Source organism: Phytoactinopolyspora limicola (genome assembly GCF_011320225.1).
GTDB classification, from domain to species: domain Bacteria; phylum Actinomycetota; class Actinomycetes; order Jiangellales; family Jiangellaceae; genus Phytoactinopolyspora; species Phytoactinopolyspora limicola.
On sequence record NZ_JAAOEN010000002.1, the window covers coordinates 1 to 17,792 of the forward strand.

Genomic DNA, 17,792 nt, shown 5'->3' on the forward strand with positions numbered 1-17,792 from the left:
GCCTGCTACCACCGTGTCGACACGAATACCCCGTGGATCAGATGCACCACCCCACGGCCAAGCCCCGGTTCATGCATCCGAACAGGTGATGTGCCCGGCAGCCAACCTCTGATGGGTCGAAATAGGCTAGCGCTGCACACGATGCGCACCCCAGGTCGTCCCAAACGTCGCCTGATCGTTTTCCCTGGGGCGATCAGGTGTGCCAAGCGCAAACGAACGCCCGCGCGGAGCATCCGATCACGTCTCACAATGCGGTTGAACGACGATCAGATGCTCGGGTGGCCACACACGACGCAGATGTGCACCTGATCTTCCGCGCGCGACGCTTCAAAACACTCACTCACCGAGGCCGGGATGCCGCTGAGGCTGGGCCGCTGCCCGCACCTTCCGGACCGTCCGCCCACGCTGCGCACGAGCAACGATCAGATGCGCGATCTCGCGTTATGCCTCGCCGGCTACATCTGATCGTATTCGTTTCACATCATGAGATGGCATCAGACGTCACCGCCCTACGTCGACCAGCAATACTCTGCCGCTCACGCACCTGATCGTCGCCACACAGAAGATCAGATGACAAAACGGAGATCAGGTGCGCAAAGTGGGGGTGAGGACGACGGCGAGCAGCCCGGGGCCGACGTGTGCGCCGATGACGGCCCCCACCTCGGAGACGACGAGTTCACCCAACCCCTGCAACCGCATCGACAGCCGCTCGGCCAACTCATCCGCGCGGACGGCATTGTCGAGGTGGTGAACCGCGACGTCGACCCCGGCGGCGTCCACGGCAGGCACCTTCGCGCCAGGCACATCCTCACTGGCCACGCCGGCACCCATTACCGGCCCGGGGGCGCCGCCGGTCAACTCCGCGGCCCGTGCCATGGCTAGCTCTTCCAACCGGGCTAAGGCGCGCGCGCCGGTGCGCACCTTCTCCAAGGGTTTGATCTCACCGGCGTCGACGTACAGCAGCGGCTTGATCGCCAAGGCATGTCCAAACATCGCCGACGCAGCGCCGATCCGTCCCCCGCGGCGCAGGTACTCCAGAGTATCGACGTAGAAGAACGCCGACGACGACGCTGACCGGGCTACCGCCGCAGCCGCAACGTCGGCGCTGTCTCCGCCACCGGTCGCTACCTCCGCCGCTGCTAGGACGGCGAATCCGAGGCCCATACAGAGCGAACGGGAGTCGACCACCTCGACCGGCACGGGCGCCTCGGCGGCGGCGAGGCGAGCGGCGTCGACGGTGCCGGACAGTGTCGACGACAGATGTATCGACACGATGCTGGCCACGCCGTCGCCGGCCAACCGCCGGTAGGTGTCCAGGAACTCCTGGGGGCTTGGCCGCGAGGTGCTGACCTGTTGGTGCCCACGCAGCGCAGCTGCGACCTCGTGGGGACCGATCTCGACACCCTCGACGTGTGAGACTCCGTCCACGACGACGTGCAGCGGCACGATCTCGACCCCAGCGGCAGCGGTGGCGGACGCGCTCAGGTAGGCGGTGGAGTCGGTGACCACCGCCACGCGGGAACGCGCCGCTCCGCCACGGTTGCCGTCCCGGTCCACCGCGTCCATTCCGGCCGCCCGTCTCAAGCGGGGACGATGTTGACCAGCTTCGGCGCCCGGACGATGACTTTACGCACGGCCCGGCCATCCAGTGCCCGCTGTACCGCTGCGGAGGCCAGCGCGAGCTCTTCCAGTTCAGCGTCGCTTGCCGACGGCGGAACCTCCAACCGGTCGCGGACCTTGCCACCCACCTGGACCACACATGTCACGGTCTCGTCGACCAACAGTGCCGGATCTGGCTCCGGGAAGGTCACGTGTGCCACTGACCCGCCGTGCCCTAGCCGAGACCACAGCTCTTCGGCGATGTGCGGAGCGACCGGCGCCACCATCGTCACCAGGGCCTCGGCGGCCTCCCGGGGCACCCGATCCAGCTTGGTCAGATGGTTGTTCAGCTCGATCAGCCGGGAGATGGCGGTGTTGAACCGCAGTCCGTTCATGTCGGTGCGCACGGCGTCGATGGTCCGGTGCAGCACCCGCTTGGTGGTGATGTCCGCGTCGTCGTCGTCGACGACGACCTCTCCGGTGTGCTCGTCCACCACGTTGCGCCACAGCCGTTGCAGGAACCGCAGCGAGCCGACCACTGCCCGCGTCTCCCACGGCCGGGACACGTCCAGCGGCCCCATCGACATCTCGTAGACGCGGAACGTGTCGGCGCCGTACGCGGCATACATGTCGTCCGGCGTGACGACGTTCTTGAGGCTCTTGCCCATCTTGCCGTACTCACGGCGGACCGGCTGGTTGTTGTAGGTGTACGTCGTCTCCGCACCGTCGACGCTCTCCTCGACCTCCTCGGCCGGCACGTACTGACCTCGGGAATCGGTGTATGCGTAGGCCTGGATGTACCCCTGGTTGAACAGCCGGTAGTAGGGCTCTTCGCTGGAGACGTAGTCCAGATCGTAGAGGACCTTGTGCCAGAACCGGGCGTACAGCAGGTGCAGGACGGCGTGCTCCACTCCCCCGACGTACAGGTCCACTCCGCCGGGGTCGTTCGGCTGCCGGTCAGGCTGCGGTCCCATCCAGTACCGCTCTAGTTCGGGGTCGACCACCTGCTGGTCATTGAACGGATCCAGATAGCGCAGGTGGTACCAGCAAGAACCAGCCCAGTTGGGCATCGTGTTGGTGTCTCGCCGATAACGCTTCGGACCGTCGCCAAGGTCCAGCTCCACCTCGACCCACTCCGGGACCCGTGCCAACGGAGGCTCCGGTTCCGTGTCCGCGGCGTCCGGCTCGTATGTTTTGGGCGAATAATCGGGGACGTCGGGCAGCTCCACCGGCAGCAGCCGGGCCGGGATAGCGATCGGCAGGTCGTGCTCGTCGTACACGATGGGGAACGGCTCACCCCAATAGCGCTGCCGGCTGAACAGCCAGTCACGCAGCCGGTAAGTGACAGTTCCAGAACCCGAGCCTTGTTCTTCCAGCCACGAGATCATGGCGTGCTTCGCTGGCTCGACGTCCATGCCGTCCAGCGAGATGTCGTCGTTGGCCGAGTTGATCGCCGGACCAGCGCCGACGTACGCCTTGCCGTCGAAGTCGGCCGGAGGCTGCACCGTCCGAACGATCGGCAAGTCGAACCGCTCCGCGAATTCCCAGTCACGTTCGTCCTGACCAGGCACCGCCATGATGGCCCCGGTGCCGTACCCCATCAGCACGTAGTCGGCGATGAATACCGGGATCCGCGCACCCGTGGCTGGGTTGGTGGCGAATGAACCGGTGAACACACCAGTCTTGTCCCGGCCTTCGGTCTGCCGTTCGATGTCGGTCTTGGCCGCGGCGGTGGCACGGTACTGCGCCACAGCCTCGGTTGGGCTCGTGTGCCCGGCGGTCCAGGCGTCTCTGGTTCCCTCCGGCCACGCCTCGGTTGTCAGTGCTTCGACCAGTGGATGTTCCGGGGCCAGCACCATGAAGGTGGCGCCGAACAGGGTGTCCGGCCGGGTTGTGAAGACCTCCAGCTCACCGACGTCGGTGGCGAACCGGATCGCCGCCCCTTCCGAGCGTCCGATCCAGTTGCGCTGCATCGCCTTGACCTTCTCCGGCCAGTCGATACGGTCCAGATCGTCGACCAGGCGGTCGGCGTAGGCGGTGATGCGCATCATCCATTGCCGCAGCCGCCGCTTGAACACCGGGAAGTTGCCCCGCTCGCTGCGGCCCTCGGCGGTGACTTCTTCGTTGGCCAGCACCGTCCCCAGCCCGGGACACCAGTTGACCGGCGATTCGGATACGTAGGCCAGGCGGTGGTCATCGATGATCCGCCGCCGCTCCACCGCGTCCAGCGCGGCCCATGGCCGGCCGTCAGGTGTGGCGCGTTCGCTGGACTCGAACCGCGTTACCAACTCGGTGATAGGGCGGGCCCGGCCGCGTCCACCGTCGGCCTCGGGGTCGTACCAGGAATCGAAGATCCGCAGGAAGATCCACTGCGTCCACCGGACGTATTCCGGGTCGATCGTGGCGAACGTCCGCCGCGGGTCGTGCGCCAGGCCCAGCCGACGCAGCTGACGCTTCATATTCGAGATGTTCTCTTCGGTGGTCTTACGTGGGTGTTGTCCCGTCTGGACCGCGTATTGCTCGGCGGGCAGGCCGAAGGCGTCGTAGGCCAGCGCGTGCAGGACGTTGTCACCGCACATTCGGCGGAACCTGCCGGTGGCGTCGGTGGCGATATATCCGAGTGGATGGCCGACGTGCAGTCCTGCCCCGGAGGGGTACGGGAACATATCCATCAGGAAGTACTTCTTCCTGGCTCCGGCCTCGCCGCTGGAATCAGCCAGCTCGCCCACGGGATTAGGGGTGTGGAACGTGCCTTCGGCTTCCCAGTGGTCTTGCCAGCGCTGCTCGATCTCGGCTGCCATCTCGCTGGTGTACCGGTACGGGACGTCGTCGGATTGATCAACCGTGCTGTGGCCTGTCTGACTCATCGACATAGCTTCCTTTGTCAAGTGGTGTGCTCGGGCCCAGACGTCAAAAAGCCCCTCACGCAGGAGGGGCTTGCCGCGCCGACACGACGCCTGGAAGCGTCCTTTTGATGTCAGCGCGGCCTGATAAGGAGCAACAGACCTCGCACACATCTAGGTTAGCGCACCATTCCCCAAGTGTCAGAGTTGTCAGGCCGGACAACTCGGTGAGCTGCCGAGTTGCGCTCACCTAACCTGACAACGACCCGCCGCTCACCGACGTGTCAGGCCAATCGACCACATCAGACCTGGCAGCGAAGTTGTCCGGCTTGACAAGTGGAAAAGTGGTGCTTAGAAGACGAGGTCCCAGCGGTCCCAGAACTCGACGATGATGAAGATCAAGATGGTCAGCAGCCACACGACGGTGATGAGCCCACGGTTACCGACGACGGCCCGCCGCAGCCCCGCCGGAGCTGGCACATACCCACGGGAGAGCACGTAGCCCGTGGTGTACACGAACATGGGAATCATGGCGAGCCAGACCACCATGCAGTAGGGGCACAGCGCCCCGATGACATAGACGCTCTGGGTGAACAGCCAGGTAACGAACGCCGCCCCCAGCACTGTGCCACCCCAGAAGCTCACCCACATCCACCGCGGCAGGGTGAGACCGGCGATGAGCAAGACGCCGATAGTCATGACCACGGGGAAGGCACCAACGCCGATAAACGGGTTGGGGAAGCCGAACAGCGATGCCTGCCAGCTCTCCATCACCTGGCCGCAGCTCAGCAGCGGATTGAAGCTGCAGGATGGGGTGTAGTCGGGGTCGCCGGCCAGTAGCACCCGCTCGATCGCCAACGTGGCCGAGCCAACCAGCCCGACGAGGCCGCCGACCAGGAGCAGCCAGCCCATGACGAGGCTGGAGGCGGGTCGTTCTGCCCCCGCGGCTGGCCCGCCGAACTCGTCGTCGGCCAATACATCGGCTTCGGCCGCAGGGTCGGTTTCGAGCCCGGCCTCGGCGGCTGCCGACGGCTCCGGGCTCACCGGCGCGCTGCCGCGAGGCTTGCTCTCGGCTGGTAGTTGTGTGGTCATCGCTCCACCTGATCACCTGACACGGAATTCTCCCGCTCCACTAACGTACTGCATCGTCGTGAAAGTGCCCGCGGATCGTCACCAAAGATATTCGGCCGGCACGACGACGTGTGGTGGCCCGAACCGGCACGACGACGCGCGCCCGCGCGGGACTCGGCATGGCGACCTGCGCCTGCGCGGATGCACTGCCCGACCACCCACCGGGGTCGGTGATGTGCCAGTATCGTCAGTTGTGGGAAACCCTGGGTATGACCGCAAGGACAACCCCCACACCGGCCGCCGGTTCGACCGCCGGATCGGTGCTCTTCTTCCCGCCCTGGCCGTGTTCGCCACAGCAGCCCTGCTCGTCATCAGCATCGCGGGGCTAGGCCGGATCGAGCTCGACCCACCGGACTGGCAAGTCGGCTCCGGGGCAGCCGAGCCCAGCCGGATCACGACTCCCGCGCCAGCTCCCACGGATCGTTTGATACCGATCGATCCCGACGACACCGACGGTTCCCTGCCCAGCATCACCATCCCGTGGGAGGCGGCGTTGGCCACACTCATCATCGTGATCGTGGCGGTCGCCATCGTGCTCCTGCGCCGGCTACCCCGGGGTAGGTTCGGCCGCCGCGGCAGCTCCGTCGTCGGCGGACATATCGACGATTCCCTCGACCAGTCGCACCATCTGCGGGCCGCCGTCGAGACCGCAAGCACCACCCTCGACGCGCGCCGGGGCAGCGGCAGCGATGCCATCATCGACGCCTGGCAGCATCTCGAGGCGGCTGCCGAGGAGTCCGGCGCCCCACGCCGGCCCGCACAGACTCCCAGCGAGTTCACCGCTGGGCTCCTCCGCCATCACCACGCCGACGAAATCGCTACGGCCCGACTGCGCGACCTCTACCACCGTGCTCGATTCTCCACGCGGCCCGACGTCACACCGGCCGACGTCGACACCGCCCGAGCCGCTCTCGAAACGATCATGCGAACGTTGCACGCACCGTCGCCGGATCTCGAGGCTGGGCAGGACGCCCCGACCGCGCCGAGCGGGCCGGACGCCCCGAGCCGACCAGGCACCGGAGCCACGCCATGAAGCGGTGGTACATCCTCGGACCGGCGGGCGGGATAGCCGCCGGTTCAATCATGGTCGTCCTAGGCGTACATGTCGGGCGAGCCGTCGTCATCGGTTTGGTCGTCGCGGGGCTCCTCATCTGGGCACCGCGGCACTGGCCCGAAGGAGCCCACATGGCATGGCCGCGGGCCGCACAACCGGCCCGTGGTGGCGGCTCCCATCAAGTGTCCCGCCTCGCCAGCCGGATGTCCCCCAGCTCCCGCGGCGCGCGGCTGCCGGACACCGCGGTGCAGCACCGGCTACGGACGCTGGCGATCCGAAAGCTGCAACGCCTCGGAGTTTCGTGGTCCGACCCGCGTGTGGTGGGCTTGCTCGGCGCCGATGTCCACGCTGCCTTGGACGGCGCCGCCTTCGTCCCGGATCCGGCGACAGTGGAACGTATCGTGGCCGCGCTCGACCGCCTCGACGCCGGGCTCACGGCTGGCGCGGGCGTCGACACACCGGCGCACGACGAGATCGCCGTACCACCTGGAGGAGCACGATGAGTTGGCTGGCCAGGCGGCGACTCTGGTACCCCACGCCGGCGTACAGCCGGGCGATCGCGCTTCCGGTGGTCCTGGCCTCCGTCGCACTCGTCGTCGGCCGGGTCGAACTCGTGTTGTTGGGCGCTCCACTCGCCCTGGCGGTGGCGCTTGCGCACGGACGCCACACTGGGCTGGCCCGGGCCTGGACGGGGGCCGCCGGCCTCGGCCCGCCTCCCGACGTCCGCGTCCTCGGCCCGGAACGCGTCGACGCCGGGAGCCAGGTTCAACTGGCGACGAGTATGGCGCCGTCGGACGGGCAGATCGTCACGGTGCTGCTGCCACCGGACGTCCAGGGCGGGGACGGCCAGCGGGTAGCGATCCACGCGCCGTCGCCCGGCCAAGAACCCCGCCAGGTCGTGACCCGGATGGAGGCCACCACCTGGGGCACCCATGTGCTCAGCCGCCCGCACCATTTGATCACCACCGACGACGCGTTCTGGGTGGCCGGACCTTTCCAAGGAGACCCGTTCGAGGCGAAAGTGCTACCAGCGGTCGCCGCGCGGCTGCCCTCGGGCCCGCTGCCGCCCCGGCCCGCCGGAATGGTCGGAGCACACCGCACGAGGCGGCCAGGTGAAGGCACCGAACTGCACGAGATCGCGCCGTTCGTGCCCGGCGACAGGCTCCGCCGCATCGACTGGCGGGTCACCTCGCGTCAGGCCGGAGCCGACGAGCGGCTCTTCGCCCGTCGTACCCTCGTCGACGCCGACGCGGATGTCATGTGCTGTATGGACAACCGGTACGACCTGCCAGCCCGGGTCGACGATTGGTCGGCCACAACAGCCGTCAACACCGAAGACGAAGGGCGGACCGACACCGGTCCAAGTGAGCGGACCAGTGTGGATATCGCCGTCGATACCGTCTCATCCGTCGCCGGAGCGTACCTCGCGCACGGAGACCGGGTAGGCCTGATCGACCTTTCCGCGCCGACCGGCATGGTCCGCCCGGCCAGCGGTCAACGGCATTTGATCCGGCTGCGCAACCACTTGGCACAACACACCCGCCGCCCGACCTCCGGCGATCTCGCCCGACTCGCCCAGGGCATTCCCGCGTTCCCGCCCGGCTCCATCATCGTCGTGACCTCAGTCTTCCTCGACGACGAGGTGGTGCGGCTGGCCGCCGGCTGGCGGCGGGCCGGCCACCCGGTCCTGGCCGTCGACGTCCTCCCGGGCCCATTGTTCCTCACGACCAGGGACCACGCGTTGGCCGCGGCGCTGAGCGTGGTCCAGGCCGAACGCACCGAACGGCTGAGCACCCTGACCGGACATGGCGTGACGGTCACCCCGGCCGACCCAGCGCGGCTTGCGCTCCACCTCGCCCGGCTGGCCCGGGCGCCGCGACGGAGCCGGCACCGATGACCGGCCTCCCAGATGAACGTCGTCACGCGACCACACCGGCCGACCCGTCCGCTGGGTCCGGCTCGGAGACGACATCCGGCTCGGAGCCGGCCGCCGATCCCGGTCGGGACAGTGGGCGGGTCGGATCGACCGTGGCGGCCTGGGTACTACGCGCCACCGTCGGGGCGGCGAGCGCGGCGACTATCGGCGTGGTCGCGGCCTGGAGCGCGCCGAGTTCGGCCCTGCTGGTAGCGCTGGCTCTGGCGGGTGTGTGGACGGTGCTCAGGCCCGGCTCACATGCGGCGACCGCCCTGATCGCGCTGGCCGCGTTCGTCGTGTTGGTCAACGATCCTGGCCTGTCGGCCTGGGCTGCCGGGGCGGTGTTAGGGGTGCACGCTGTTCATCTGAGCGCGGCTCTCGCCGCCGTCGTCCCCATGGACACCAAGGTGGAGTTCGCCGCCCTGCGTCCGTCGCTGCGCCGGTTCGCCGTCGTGCAGGCCGCCAGCCAGGCGCTCGTCGTGCTCGCGCTCCTCGTCGTACCTTGAAAGCAGACTCGACGGTCAGGCCGTTGGCTCAGTCCGTGGTGCGGTCGCCCGGCCGTCGTCAGGATGGCGACGATCGGCCGGCGGTGGTGTCTCGCTGGTCCGGTGCATCGACCTGGTCCGGTGCATCGACCTGGTCCGGTGCATCGACCTGGTCCGGTGCATCGACCTGGTCCGGTGCATCGACCTGGTCCGGTGCATCGGCGCCCGCGACGGATTCCCGGGTGCCGAGCGGGATCTCCGGAATCATGACCGCCGCGACGAGGGCCACCGCCAGGAACGGCAGCGCGGTAAGGAACACCCCTCCGAGGGCGTCCACCCATGCGTCGGTCACCACCTCTCGTGCGTGCGCCGGCAACGCGCGGATGGCCTCGACGTTGTTGGCCACGCTGGCCTCGTCGAACCCGTCTGGAGCGGCGATCGCGGGGGCATCGCGTAGGGAACTGCCCAGCCTGGCGTTGAGCACCGCGCCGAAGATCGCGGTGCCCAGCGCACCTCCGAGCGAGCGGAAGAACGTGATACTCGACGTACCGACACCCATGTCGCGGCGCTCCACCGCGTTCTGCACCATCGTCACGACGATCTGCATGGTGAACCCGAGCCCGAACCCGAAGACGAAAACGTACGTCCCCACCTGCCAGTAGGGCGTCTGCGTGCCCAGGGTCGACAGCAGCAGCATAGCGACCGCGGTGATGCATGCACCGACGATAGGGAACACCTTGTACCGGCCGGTGCGGGTCATGAGCTGGCCCGAACCGATCGAGCTGAGAAAGATACCGGCCATGGCCGGGAGCAGGGCAAGCCCGGACTGTGTTGGCGACATCCCCTGCACTACCTGCAGGTAGATCGGCAGGTAAATCAGGCCCCCGAACATCGCCACCCCCATAATGACCGTAAAAACCACGGCCGGGCTGAAGATGCGGCTACGGAACAGCCTCAACGGGATGATCGGTTCCTTGGCCCGCGACTCCCAGAGCACGAAGACCGCGGCGAGAACTACCCCGGAGCCGAGCAGCGTGAGCGAGAACGGATCACCCCAGCCGTACTCTCCCCCGGCCCAGGCGGTGTAGAGCAGAATCGAGCTGACCGCGGCGACGACCAGCGCGGCACCAAGGTAGTCGATGGTGTGCTCACGACGGACCCTCGGCATCCGCAGAGCCAATGAGGTCACGGCGAGCGCGGCTATCCCTACGGGCAGGTTGATCCAGAAGATCCAGCGCCAGCCCGGACCGTCGGTGAACCATCCGCCGAGCAACGGGCCGGCGACGCTGGCCGACCCCCAGACCAGGCCGAAATAGCCTTGGTATCGGCCGCGCTCCCGAGGCGGGATCACGTCGCCGACAATGGCTAGGGCCAGCGCGATCAGTCCTCCCCCGCCCAAGCCCTGAATGGCCCGCCCGGCGATCAGCATGGCCATGCTGCCGGCCAGTGCGGCCACCGTCGACCCGACCAGGAAGATCACGATGGCGGCTTGGAAGGTCGGCCGTCGGCCGTACAGGTCGGAGATCTTTCCCCACAGCGGCGTCGACGCCGTGGTGGTCAGCAGGTAGGCGGTAACCACCCAGGACAGGTGGTTGAGGCCGCCTAGCTCACTGACGATCCGTGGCAACGCCACGCTGACGATGCTCTGGTCCAACGCCGCCAGGAACATGCCGGCCATCAATCCGGCGAGGACGATCAGGATCTGCCTGTGCGAAAGGAAGCCATTGGTATCAGGCTTCGGTTGATGCACTAGACCAGTTAACACCTAGATGGATGTATCACGCAACTATTTTCCCGTGCCTCTCGTCCCCATGATCATTGGCTTTTGACCACCGGATCCGGTGGTCAAAAGCCAATGATCATGGGGACGAGGGGCGGGGGTGGGTGGGGAGGAAGGTCGAATCGCGGTCATGGCATGCTGGCTGACGTGAGTGGACGATGGGGCGGCGACGAGCCGGCGGAGACTACCTGGCGCCGGGCACAGTTGGTCCTCATCCGGCACGGCGAATCCGAGTGGAACGCCGAACGCCGGGTTCAAGGTCAACTCGGCACCGGACTGACCGCTCGAGGACAAGCCCAAGCCAGGGCCGTCGCCCAGCACCTGATCACCACCTACCCCGATCCGGCCTTCGTGGTCAGTAGCGATCTCGAGCGGGTACTACGCACCGCCGAGCCCTACCTCGCGCACGCCAGTCACCCAGCCGAACTGGACAAACGGCTACGGGAGATCGACGCCGGCGAGTGGAGCGGACTGTTGATGGACGACGTCGCCGAACAGTTCTCTGACGAACTCGCCGCCATCCGCCACGGTGCGGACATCCCCCGTGGCCGCACTGGCGAGACGTTCGTCGCTATGCGCTCCCGGGTGACCGAAGCACTACATGACATCGCCCGGCGTACCGTCCGAGGCACACCAGATCGAGGCACCAAGACCGCCCTCGTCTTCACCCATGGCGGGCCGGTCCGGGTCGCCGTGGCCGAGGCGCTGGGTCTACCGCCGGGCGGGCACCGCCTACTCGCCCCTCCCGCCAACTGCTCGGTCACCGTCCTCACGCTCCTGGTCGATCCCGACGACGACATCACGTCGACCCACCTCAGCGAGTACAACAGCTCGTATCAGGTGTATACGGGACCCGGAACTGGAGCCAGCACGTCAACCGACATGCCGCGCTGGCTCACCGACTCGCCGTGACACTAGTACTCGCGCTCGACACCCCTTGTGACGGCCGGTGGACCCAGCCGATTCGGGTTTCTCACGACGATAAACACACTGGCATTTGGGGACCAACCGAGCAAAACTAGAAGGCGAGCGGACCCGCCAACCACGTGGGGGTGCTGGAGATGCCCGGCCTTGATCTCGACACGCCGACCATGCTTCCCGTCCTGTCCCGCGGCAAACACCGTCGGCCACGCAAGGGTGCCTGTTTCATGGAGTTCGCCTCCTATCTGGCCGGTGAGCGGTGGAGCGACCACCCGCGCTGCACACATCCACTGCTCGCTGCGATGGCGCGGGTGGTCAACGACACCATCTCCGACGGATACCGACCTCGGCTGGCCACTCTGATACCGCTGGTCGTGGGCCTGAACGACGATGATCCACACCTCGACGCGCTCATCGTGCGCCGAGCCGCCGTAGCCGGCCTGCCGGTAGTGGCGGCCGAACGGCAGAGGGTACTCGCGGTGGCAGCCATCGCCGCCGAGCGGGTGCTCGCCGAACTCGACCACCGCGATCCGGACGATCACACCGACATCACCCGGGTCGCGCTTGCCCAGGCACCCGACGCCGCGGAGTGGGCCCGGTCTTTCTCGCGCGGCACGTCCACCACGATGCGCGGCTTCCGCCGCCATGCCGGTCCCACGGCCGTGCGCTGCTCGGTCATCGGCATCGGCCAGGCCTGTGTCGACGACGCCGATACGCGGCTACACGCACTGTTGGAACGGACGGTCGACGACTGCCACACCTGGCTGGCCGGACAGCCGATCAGCCCGCGCAGCCCGGATCCGACCCGGTGGGAGGAAGCCTGTCACCTCACCGGCACTTCCCCATGATCATTGGCTTTTGACCACCGGATCCGGTAGTCAAAAGCCAATGATCATGGGAACGCGGGGCAGTCGGAGCCGCAGGCCCGTGGTCGCCCACGCCATCCTCTGGCGGCCAGCACCCTCGCCTGTTCCGCGGCGACGCCACACGGATCGCCGAAGACGTCGGCATGGCCGTACCTCAGCGTCGCTACACCATCCACCGTGGCGACGTTGTCGCGTCGTCGATCCCGGAATTGCCCATCCTCGACATGACCCAGGCGGCCGTCGAGCTCAATCCGCAACATGTACTCGTCATGGTCGACGTCGACCCAAATGACGCGCCGCCCCGCGACCCGCTGCTGACGACGACCGGCCGGCAGACCGTGGGCCCGTTCAACCCTGCGCAGATGCCGAAGCTCAAGCGGCGACTCGGCCCCTTGGTCGACATCGGCGAGCATGCTCTCCAGCATGGGTCGCCACCGGATCTTCGCGCGTAGGCCCAGGGCCGCCGCTAGGCGTTCGGCCGTCGTGCGCCGCCGCTGACAAGCGCGCATAACCCACGTTTCGACCTCACGCGGCAGCAGTGCGACGTCGACCAAGTCCAGTACGGTCTCCTCGACGCGGGTCCGTGGCGGGATCCTGGTCGGGTGCCGGGTCCGCGCCAGCCGGTGTGCATAATGCACCCGAACTCCGTCGATGCGGCCGCGGATGTGCCTGCCCGCTGGGACGGTCACGTGAATCACATCGTCGGGATCGTCGCAGACGCCATCGAGGAACGCCGCGGTCTGGTGACTGGCTACGGCGCCGCGACCGGCACGCAGGATAGCGGCCCACAGGGTGGCTTCGTCGGACAGCGGTCCGGTGAACGTCGCATAGACACCCCGGTGAACGCGACGCCATCGTCCCGACGTCACCAGGCGGTCGATCTGGCGAGTACTCAACCCCAGGTCCATTGCCTGCCGGCGTTCTATGACGCCGCGCTGCCCCGCCAGAAGCTCATCGATCCCGTCGACTGGTGATTCGACGACTGGGTCAATCGTCCTGAAATAAAGCCCTCCACCTGGTCTTACCGTCATACCGACGACAATGACGGTTGTCATCCGCGTACGAAAGTAGTCAGACGCAAAATGTGGACAACCACCACCCCGTCCCCGTGATCATTGGCTTTTGACTACCGGATCCGGTAGTCAAAAGCCAATGATCATGGGGACGGGGGGACGGCGGCGTATGGCAGGCACACCACCGCACCGGTCACCGGGTCGGTGCTGACGGTGGCCCGCACACCGAAATACTCGACCAGGAACTCCTCGGTGACCACCTGGGCCGGCGGCCCGTCGGCCACCACCTGCCCGCCGGAGAGGGCGACGATCCGATCGCAGTATCGGGCAGCCTGGTTGAGATCGTGCAAGACCACTATGACCGTCAGCCGCCGTTCTTGGCGTAGCCGCGCCACCAGGTCGAGGACCTCGAGCTGATGCCCCATATCCAGGAACGTGGTTGGCTCGTCGAGCAGCAGGATCGGCGTCTCCTGGGCGATGGTGAGGGCGATCCACGCACGCTGACGCTCACCACCGGAGAGCCGGTCGACGTAACGATCGGCGTAGTCGGTCAGCCCCGTCATCGCCAGCGCGTCCCGCACGGCGTCGCGGTCCGCCGCCGTGGGTCGGGCCAACGCGCTGCGATGTGGGAAACGGCCGTGTTCGACGAGTTCGCGGACCGTCACCCCGCTAGGTGGTACCGGCCCTTGAGGCAGCACGGCGAGCCGTCGGGCCACCTCAGCCGTGGGCAACCGGGCGATATCGGCGCCATCGAGCAGAACCGTCCCGGCGTCGGCGGGGAGCAGCCGCGCCAGCGCACGCAGCAGGGTGGACTTCCCCGACCCGTTGGCTCCGACCAGCGCCAAGGCCTCACCCGGTTGTACACCGGCCGCCAACCCGTCGAGCACGGTCCGCGAGCCATAACTCACCCGCAGTTCGAGGGCGGCCAGCAGATCGGTGGTCATCGTCAGCCCTTCTTTCCGGTCTTCTCGAATGCCGCGCATCGGTTCAGTCCCGCCGCCGGGCCAGCAGCACCACCAGCACCGGGCCGCCCAGAGCGGCCGTGACCGCGCCCGCTGGCAATGACGGGCGGTTCCGCACTCCGCCGTCCGGCCACAACGTGGTGAACAGCTCCGCCACCAGGTCGGCACTGACCAGCAGCATCGCGCCGGCGATGCAGGCCAGCGGTAGCACCCGCCGGGGATGTGACCCAACGACGAGCCGAGCGATGTGTGCGGAGAGCAATCCGACGAATCCGATCGCACCCACCGCGGCCACCGCGCCGGCGGTCAATACGGTGGCGGTGACCAGCACGGCTAGCCGCGCCCGGCCGACTCGCAGTCCGATGGCCGCGGCGACGTCGTTACCGAGCCAGAGGGCACTGGCGTACCGCGCGGCCAGCAGGCCGGCCGGCACCGCTATCAACGCCCACGGCCACAGCAACGCCCAGTCGGTCCACACCCGGCCGTTGAGTGAACCCACCACCCAGCGCAGAACAGCCGAGAAGAGCGAACCGTCGAGCAAGAGCAGGACGGAGACCAGGCTGGACAGCACGGCCGAGACCAGCACACCGTCCAGGACCAGGCGCACCGGTCCGACCTGCCGAGACCAGCTGAGGGCATAGACGAGTCCACCTGCCGCGAAAGCCCCCACGAGTGCGATCGCACCGCTCCACAACCCGGGCAAGGTGTCGCGGCCGGTGAGGGTCAATGTCAAGACGATGGCCAGCACGGCCCCACCGGTCACGCCGAGCAGCGACGGCTCGGCAAGGTCGTTGCGGGTGGCAGCCTGCAACAACCCTCCGGCCAGCCCGAGCATGCAACCGGCGACGGCGGCGATGAGCACCCGGGGCAGCCGCAACCCGCGCACGATGTGATCGTGGTACTCGACGACCGGCTCACCACGCAACGCCGCGAGCACCTCGTTCGGCGCAAGCGCGACGTGCCCGACGCCCAGCGAGACCACCACGAGCGTCGCCAGTACGACCCCGGCCGCGACCAGCACAGCCGCATAGCGGCGCGCCCCCGCAGGCAGGTCAGACGGCCCGCGCCCGGCCTCGCTCGTCGACCGGTACTGATCTGTGGATGCAGCTGGGCTCGACCGGGTGATACTCATGTCGGCTCCCGACGCCACCGCGACCGCAACAGCATGAGCAACACCGGCGCGCCGAGCAGGACGGTCCAGACACCAGCGGCCACTTCCCGTGGATGGGTGAGTGCCCGACCGAGTTGATCGGCCAGAAGCAGCAGGACGGCGCCCACCACCACCGCGCCGGCCGTCACCACCCAGGCGTTGGCGCTACGCGTAGCTTTGCGCACGATATGTGGAGAGATAAGCGCGACGAAGCCGATGGGCCCCGTCACGGCCACCACCGCGGCGGTGAGCCCACACGTGGTCACCAACACCAGCCGCCGGGTAGCCAGGACATTGACCCCCAATGACGCGGCGACGTCGTCGCCTAGCCGAAGCACGTTGAGCCTGCGGCTGAGCGCGATGCCCAGGGGCAGAAACACGACGGCCCACGGCAGCACACTTGTGACGTCGTCCCAGGACCGGTTGGCCAGACTGCCGAGCAGGTACTGGTAGAAGAGCCCGACGTCGCTCGGCGCCCCCAGAGTCAGGATGGCGATGACGCAGCCGGTGAGGAATGTGGAGCAGGCCAACCCGGTGAGCACCAGCACCGCTGGGTCGGACCGGCGCCGCCCGACAACAATCACCCCGAGCCCGATGACGAGACCACCCACCGTGGCCGCCGCAGGCAGAAGGTTCCGGCCGATGGGTAGTCCGAGTACCGCCACCGAGGCCACCACCAGCGCGCACCCGCCGCTGACACCGAGCAGTTCCGGCGCGGCCAGCGGATTGCGCAGCGAATCCTGCAGGAGTGCTCCGGCCAGGCCGAGACTCGCGCCGGCCAGGAGGGCTAGGACGATCCGGGGGGCTCGTAGTTGGGTGACGACGACGTGCAACGGATCGTCCGCCGACGCCTGCCAGGCATCGACGACCCCAGCGATGTCAAGGCGAGGGTTACCGACGAGCAACCCGATGGTGGCACCCACGACGGCGACGACGGCGCAGGCGAACCCGAGCCAGCCCACCCGTCGCCCGACCGCCGGGGCTTGATCGTGGTGCCCGCTGGTGGCTATTCGTGCGGGCGGGCTCAAGGTGCGGCGAGCCCGATGGGTTCGGGGAACTCGTCGGGGTAGACGGCCGGCATCACCACGTCGAGGTAGAGCTGCTGGCCGCGAGTGCCAGCGGTGGTGCCCCACCATGCATTGTCGACGACGTGGACGTTGCCATCACGGACCGCCTGCAGCGTGCTCCAGATGGGCTGGTCGGCCAACTGCTCGACGAGGGCGGGGGCACCCGGATCGAAACCGAAGTCGAGAACGAAGATCTGTTCAGGGTCAACGGCCACGATGTCTTCGAGACCGATCTCGAGGAATCCGCTGTCGCCCTCCTGGGCCGCCGGCCAAGGGTAGTCGGTGTACTGGGCGAGCAGCCGGCCGATGGCGGAGTCGAGTGCATCGATGCCGATATCGCTGGTAGCTCCGCCGTACATGGACAACACCGCGGTGTCCCGTGTGCTTGGTCCGTAGGCGGCCAGCGTGGCCTGGTACCGCTCGATGGCGGTCTCGGCGGCATCGAGCCGGCCGGTGAGGGTGGCTATGCGGCGGAGGTTGTCTTCGGCGTCACCGTCGGTTTCGAGCGCGATGCCGAAGAACGGGATATCGCCCAGCGCGTCACGCAATGCGCCGTGCACGGCGGCTGAACCGATCACCAGGTCGGGCTCGGCGGCGACGATTCCCTCGATGCTGGGCTCGAAGAACGTGCCGTCGAGTGCGGTGGTGGCGACGTCGGGACCGAAGAAGTAAGGATGCTGGACCTGGTCGATCTGCAACGACGTGACGGGTTCCAGCTCGAGTTCGGTCAACGCGTCGATACACGTGCCGTCGAGGCACACCACTCGCTCGGCGGGTGTGTCCAGGGCCACGGTGACGCCACTCCAGTCCTCGACTTCGACCGGAGCGTCGGCGGCGGAGTCACCCGAACCGACGTCGGTCGAACTGTCCGGGCCGGCATTCCCCGATTCTCCGGGGTTGCCGTCGTCATCCGAGCTACATGCGGTGATGGCGATCGAGAGGACGGCGATGGCCAGGACCGAGATAGCTGGTCGTGGTCGGTGGAGCACACGAACTCCTATGGGTG

The 17,792-nt window shown here is 67.6% G+C and carries 15 protein-coding genes; 6 read left to right on the plus strand and 9 right to left on the minus strand.

Annotation, left to right across the window (positions count from 1 at the left end):
* Positions 1-585 precede the first annotated feature (585 nt).
* From G8760_RS05670 to G8760_RS05680, 3 genes are all read right to left on the minus strand, one after another.
* Complete coding sequence (locus tag G8760_RS05670; RefSeq protein ID WP_166349906.1) at positions 586-1,566, minus strand: DegV family protein; 981 nt, start codon at positions 1,564-1,566, stop codon at positions 586-588.
* Between the two features lie 14 nt (positions 1,567-1,580).
* Positions 1,581-4,466, minus strand: coding sequence for a leucine--tRNA ligase (gene leuS, locus G8760_RS05675; protein ID WP_166348227.1), 2,886 nt, complete (start codon positions 4,464-4,466; stop codon positions 1,581-1,583).
* Positions 4,467-4,793: 327 nt separating this feature from the next.
* The gene (locus G8760_RS05680; protein ID WP_343074375.1) at positions 4,794-5,354 is read right to left on the minus strand and encodes a vitamin K epoxide reductase family protein; all 561 of its coding nucleotides are present in this window, start codon (positions 5,352-5,354) and stop codon (positions 4,794-4,796) included.
* A gap of 412 nt (positions 5,355-5,766) precedes the next feature.
* On the opposite strand from G8760_RS05680, the gene G8760_RS05685 reads away from it, so the two are divergent.
* Genes G8760_RS05685 through G8760_RS05700 form a run of 4 tightly spaced genes read left to right on the plus strand, consistent with a single transcriptional unit; the run spans position 5,767 to position 9,048 of the window.
* Positions 5,767-6,606 (plus strand): DUF4129 domain-containing protein, encoded by an 840-nt coding sequence (locus tag G8760_RS05685; protein ID WP_166348233.1) that lies wholly within the window; start codon positions 5,767-5,769, stop codon positions 6,604-6,606.
* Positions 6,603-7,130 (plus strand): hypothetical protein, encoded by a 528-nt coding sequence (locus G8760_RS05690; protein WP_166348236.1) that lies wholly within the window; start codon positions 6,603-6,605, stop codon positions 7,128-7,130. The genes G8760_RS05685 and G8760_RS05690 overlap by 4 nt, the downstream gene beginning before the upstream one ends.
* Positions 7,127-8,524 carry a DUF58 domain-containing protein gene (locus G8760_RS05695; RefSeq protein WP_166348239.1) on the plus strand — a complete coding sequence of 466 codons (1,398 nt, stop codon included), beginning with the start codon at positions 7,127-7,129 and terminating at the stop codon, positions 8,522-8,524. Before G8760_RS05690 ends, G8760_RS05695 begins: the two co-directional genes overlap by 4 nt.
* Positions 8,521-9,048 (plus strand): hypothetical protein, encoded by a 528-nt coding sequence (locus G8760_RS05700; RefSeq protein WP_166348242.1) that lies wholly within the window; start codon positions 8,521-8,523, stop codon positions 9,046-9,048. The genes G8760_RS05695 and G8760_RS05700 overlap by 4 nt, the downstream gene beginning before the upstream one ends.
* A gap of 58 nt (positions 9,049-9,106) precedes the next feature.
* Here G8760_RS05700 and G8760_RS05705 read toward each other — a convergent pair whose 3' ends face one another.
* Positions 9,107-10,777 carry an MDR family MFS transporter gene (locus tag G8760_RS05705; protein WP_207782060.1) on the minus strand — a complete coding sequence of 557 codons (1,671 nt, stop codon included), beginning with the start codon at positions 10,775-10,777 and terminating at the stop codon, positions 9,107-9,109.
* Between the two features lie 177 nt (positions 10,778-10,954).
* On the opposite strand from G8760_RS05705, the gene G8760_RS05710 reads away from it, so the two are divergent.
* The gene (locus G8760_RS05710; RefSeq protein WP_166348245.1) at positions 10,955-11,719 is read left to right on the plus strand and encodes a histidine phosphatase family protein; all 765 of its coding nucleotides are present in this window, start codon (positions 10,955-10,957) and stop codon (positions 11,717-11,719) included.
* A gap of 149 nt (positions 11,720-11,868) precedes the next feature.
* Positions 11,869-12,576: a hypothetical protein gene (locus G8760_RS05715; RefSeq protein WP_166348248.1), complete on the plus strand. Its 708-nt coding sequence runs from the start codon at positions 11,869-11,871 to the stop codon at positions 12,574-12,576.
* Between the two features lie 44 nt (positions 12,577-12,620).
* Here G8760_RS05715 and G8760_RS05720 read toward each other — a convergent pair whose 3' ends face one another.
* The 5 genes from G8760_RS05720 to G8760_RS05740 form a co-directional block, all read right to left on the minus strand.
* Positions 12,621-13,586, minus strand: coding sequence for a type IV toxin-antitoxin system AbiEi family antitoxin domain-containing protein (locus G8760_RS05720; RefSeq protein WP_343074376.1), 966 nt, complete (start codon positions 13,584-13,586; stop codon positions 12,621-12,623).
* A 164-nt stretch (positions 13,587-13,750) separates the two neighbouring features.
* On the minus strand, positions 13,751-14,551 hold the full coding sequence (locus G8760_RS05725) for an ABC transporter ATP-binding protein (protein ID WP_166348251.1): 801 nt from the start codon (positions 14,549-14,551) through the stop codon (positions 13,751-13,753).
* A 43-nt stretch (positions 14,552-14,594) separates the two neighbouring features.
* The gene (locus G8760_RS05730; RefSeq protein ID WP_166348254.1) at positions 14,595-15,701 is read right to left on the minus strand and encodes a FecCD family ABC transporter permease; all 1,107 of its coding nucleotides are present in this window, start codon (positions 15,699-15,701) and stop codon (positions 14,595-14,597) included.
* Positions 15,698-16,747, minus strand: a complete 1,050-nt coding sequence (locus G8760_RS05735; RefSeq protein ID WP_166348257.1) for a FecCD family ABC transporter permease — start codon at positions 16,745-16,747, stop codon at positions 15,698-15,700. Before G8760_RS05735 ends, G8760_RS05730 begins: the two co-directional genes overlap by 4 nt.
* A complete protein-coding gene (locus G8760_RS05740; protein WP_166348260.1) occupies positions 16,744-17,775 on the minus strand; it encodes an ABC transporter substrate-binding protein in 1,032 nt (343 codons plus the stop codon). The genes G8760_RS05735 and G8760_RS05740 overlap by 4 nt, the downstream gene beginning before the upstream one ends.
* Between the last annotated feature and the right edge of the window lie 17 nt (positions 17,776-17,792).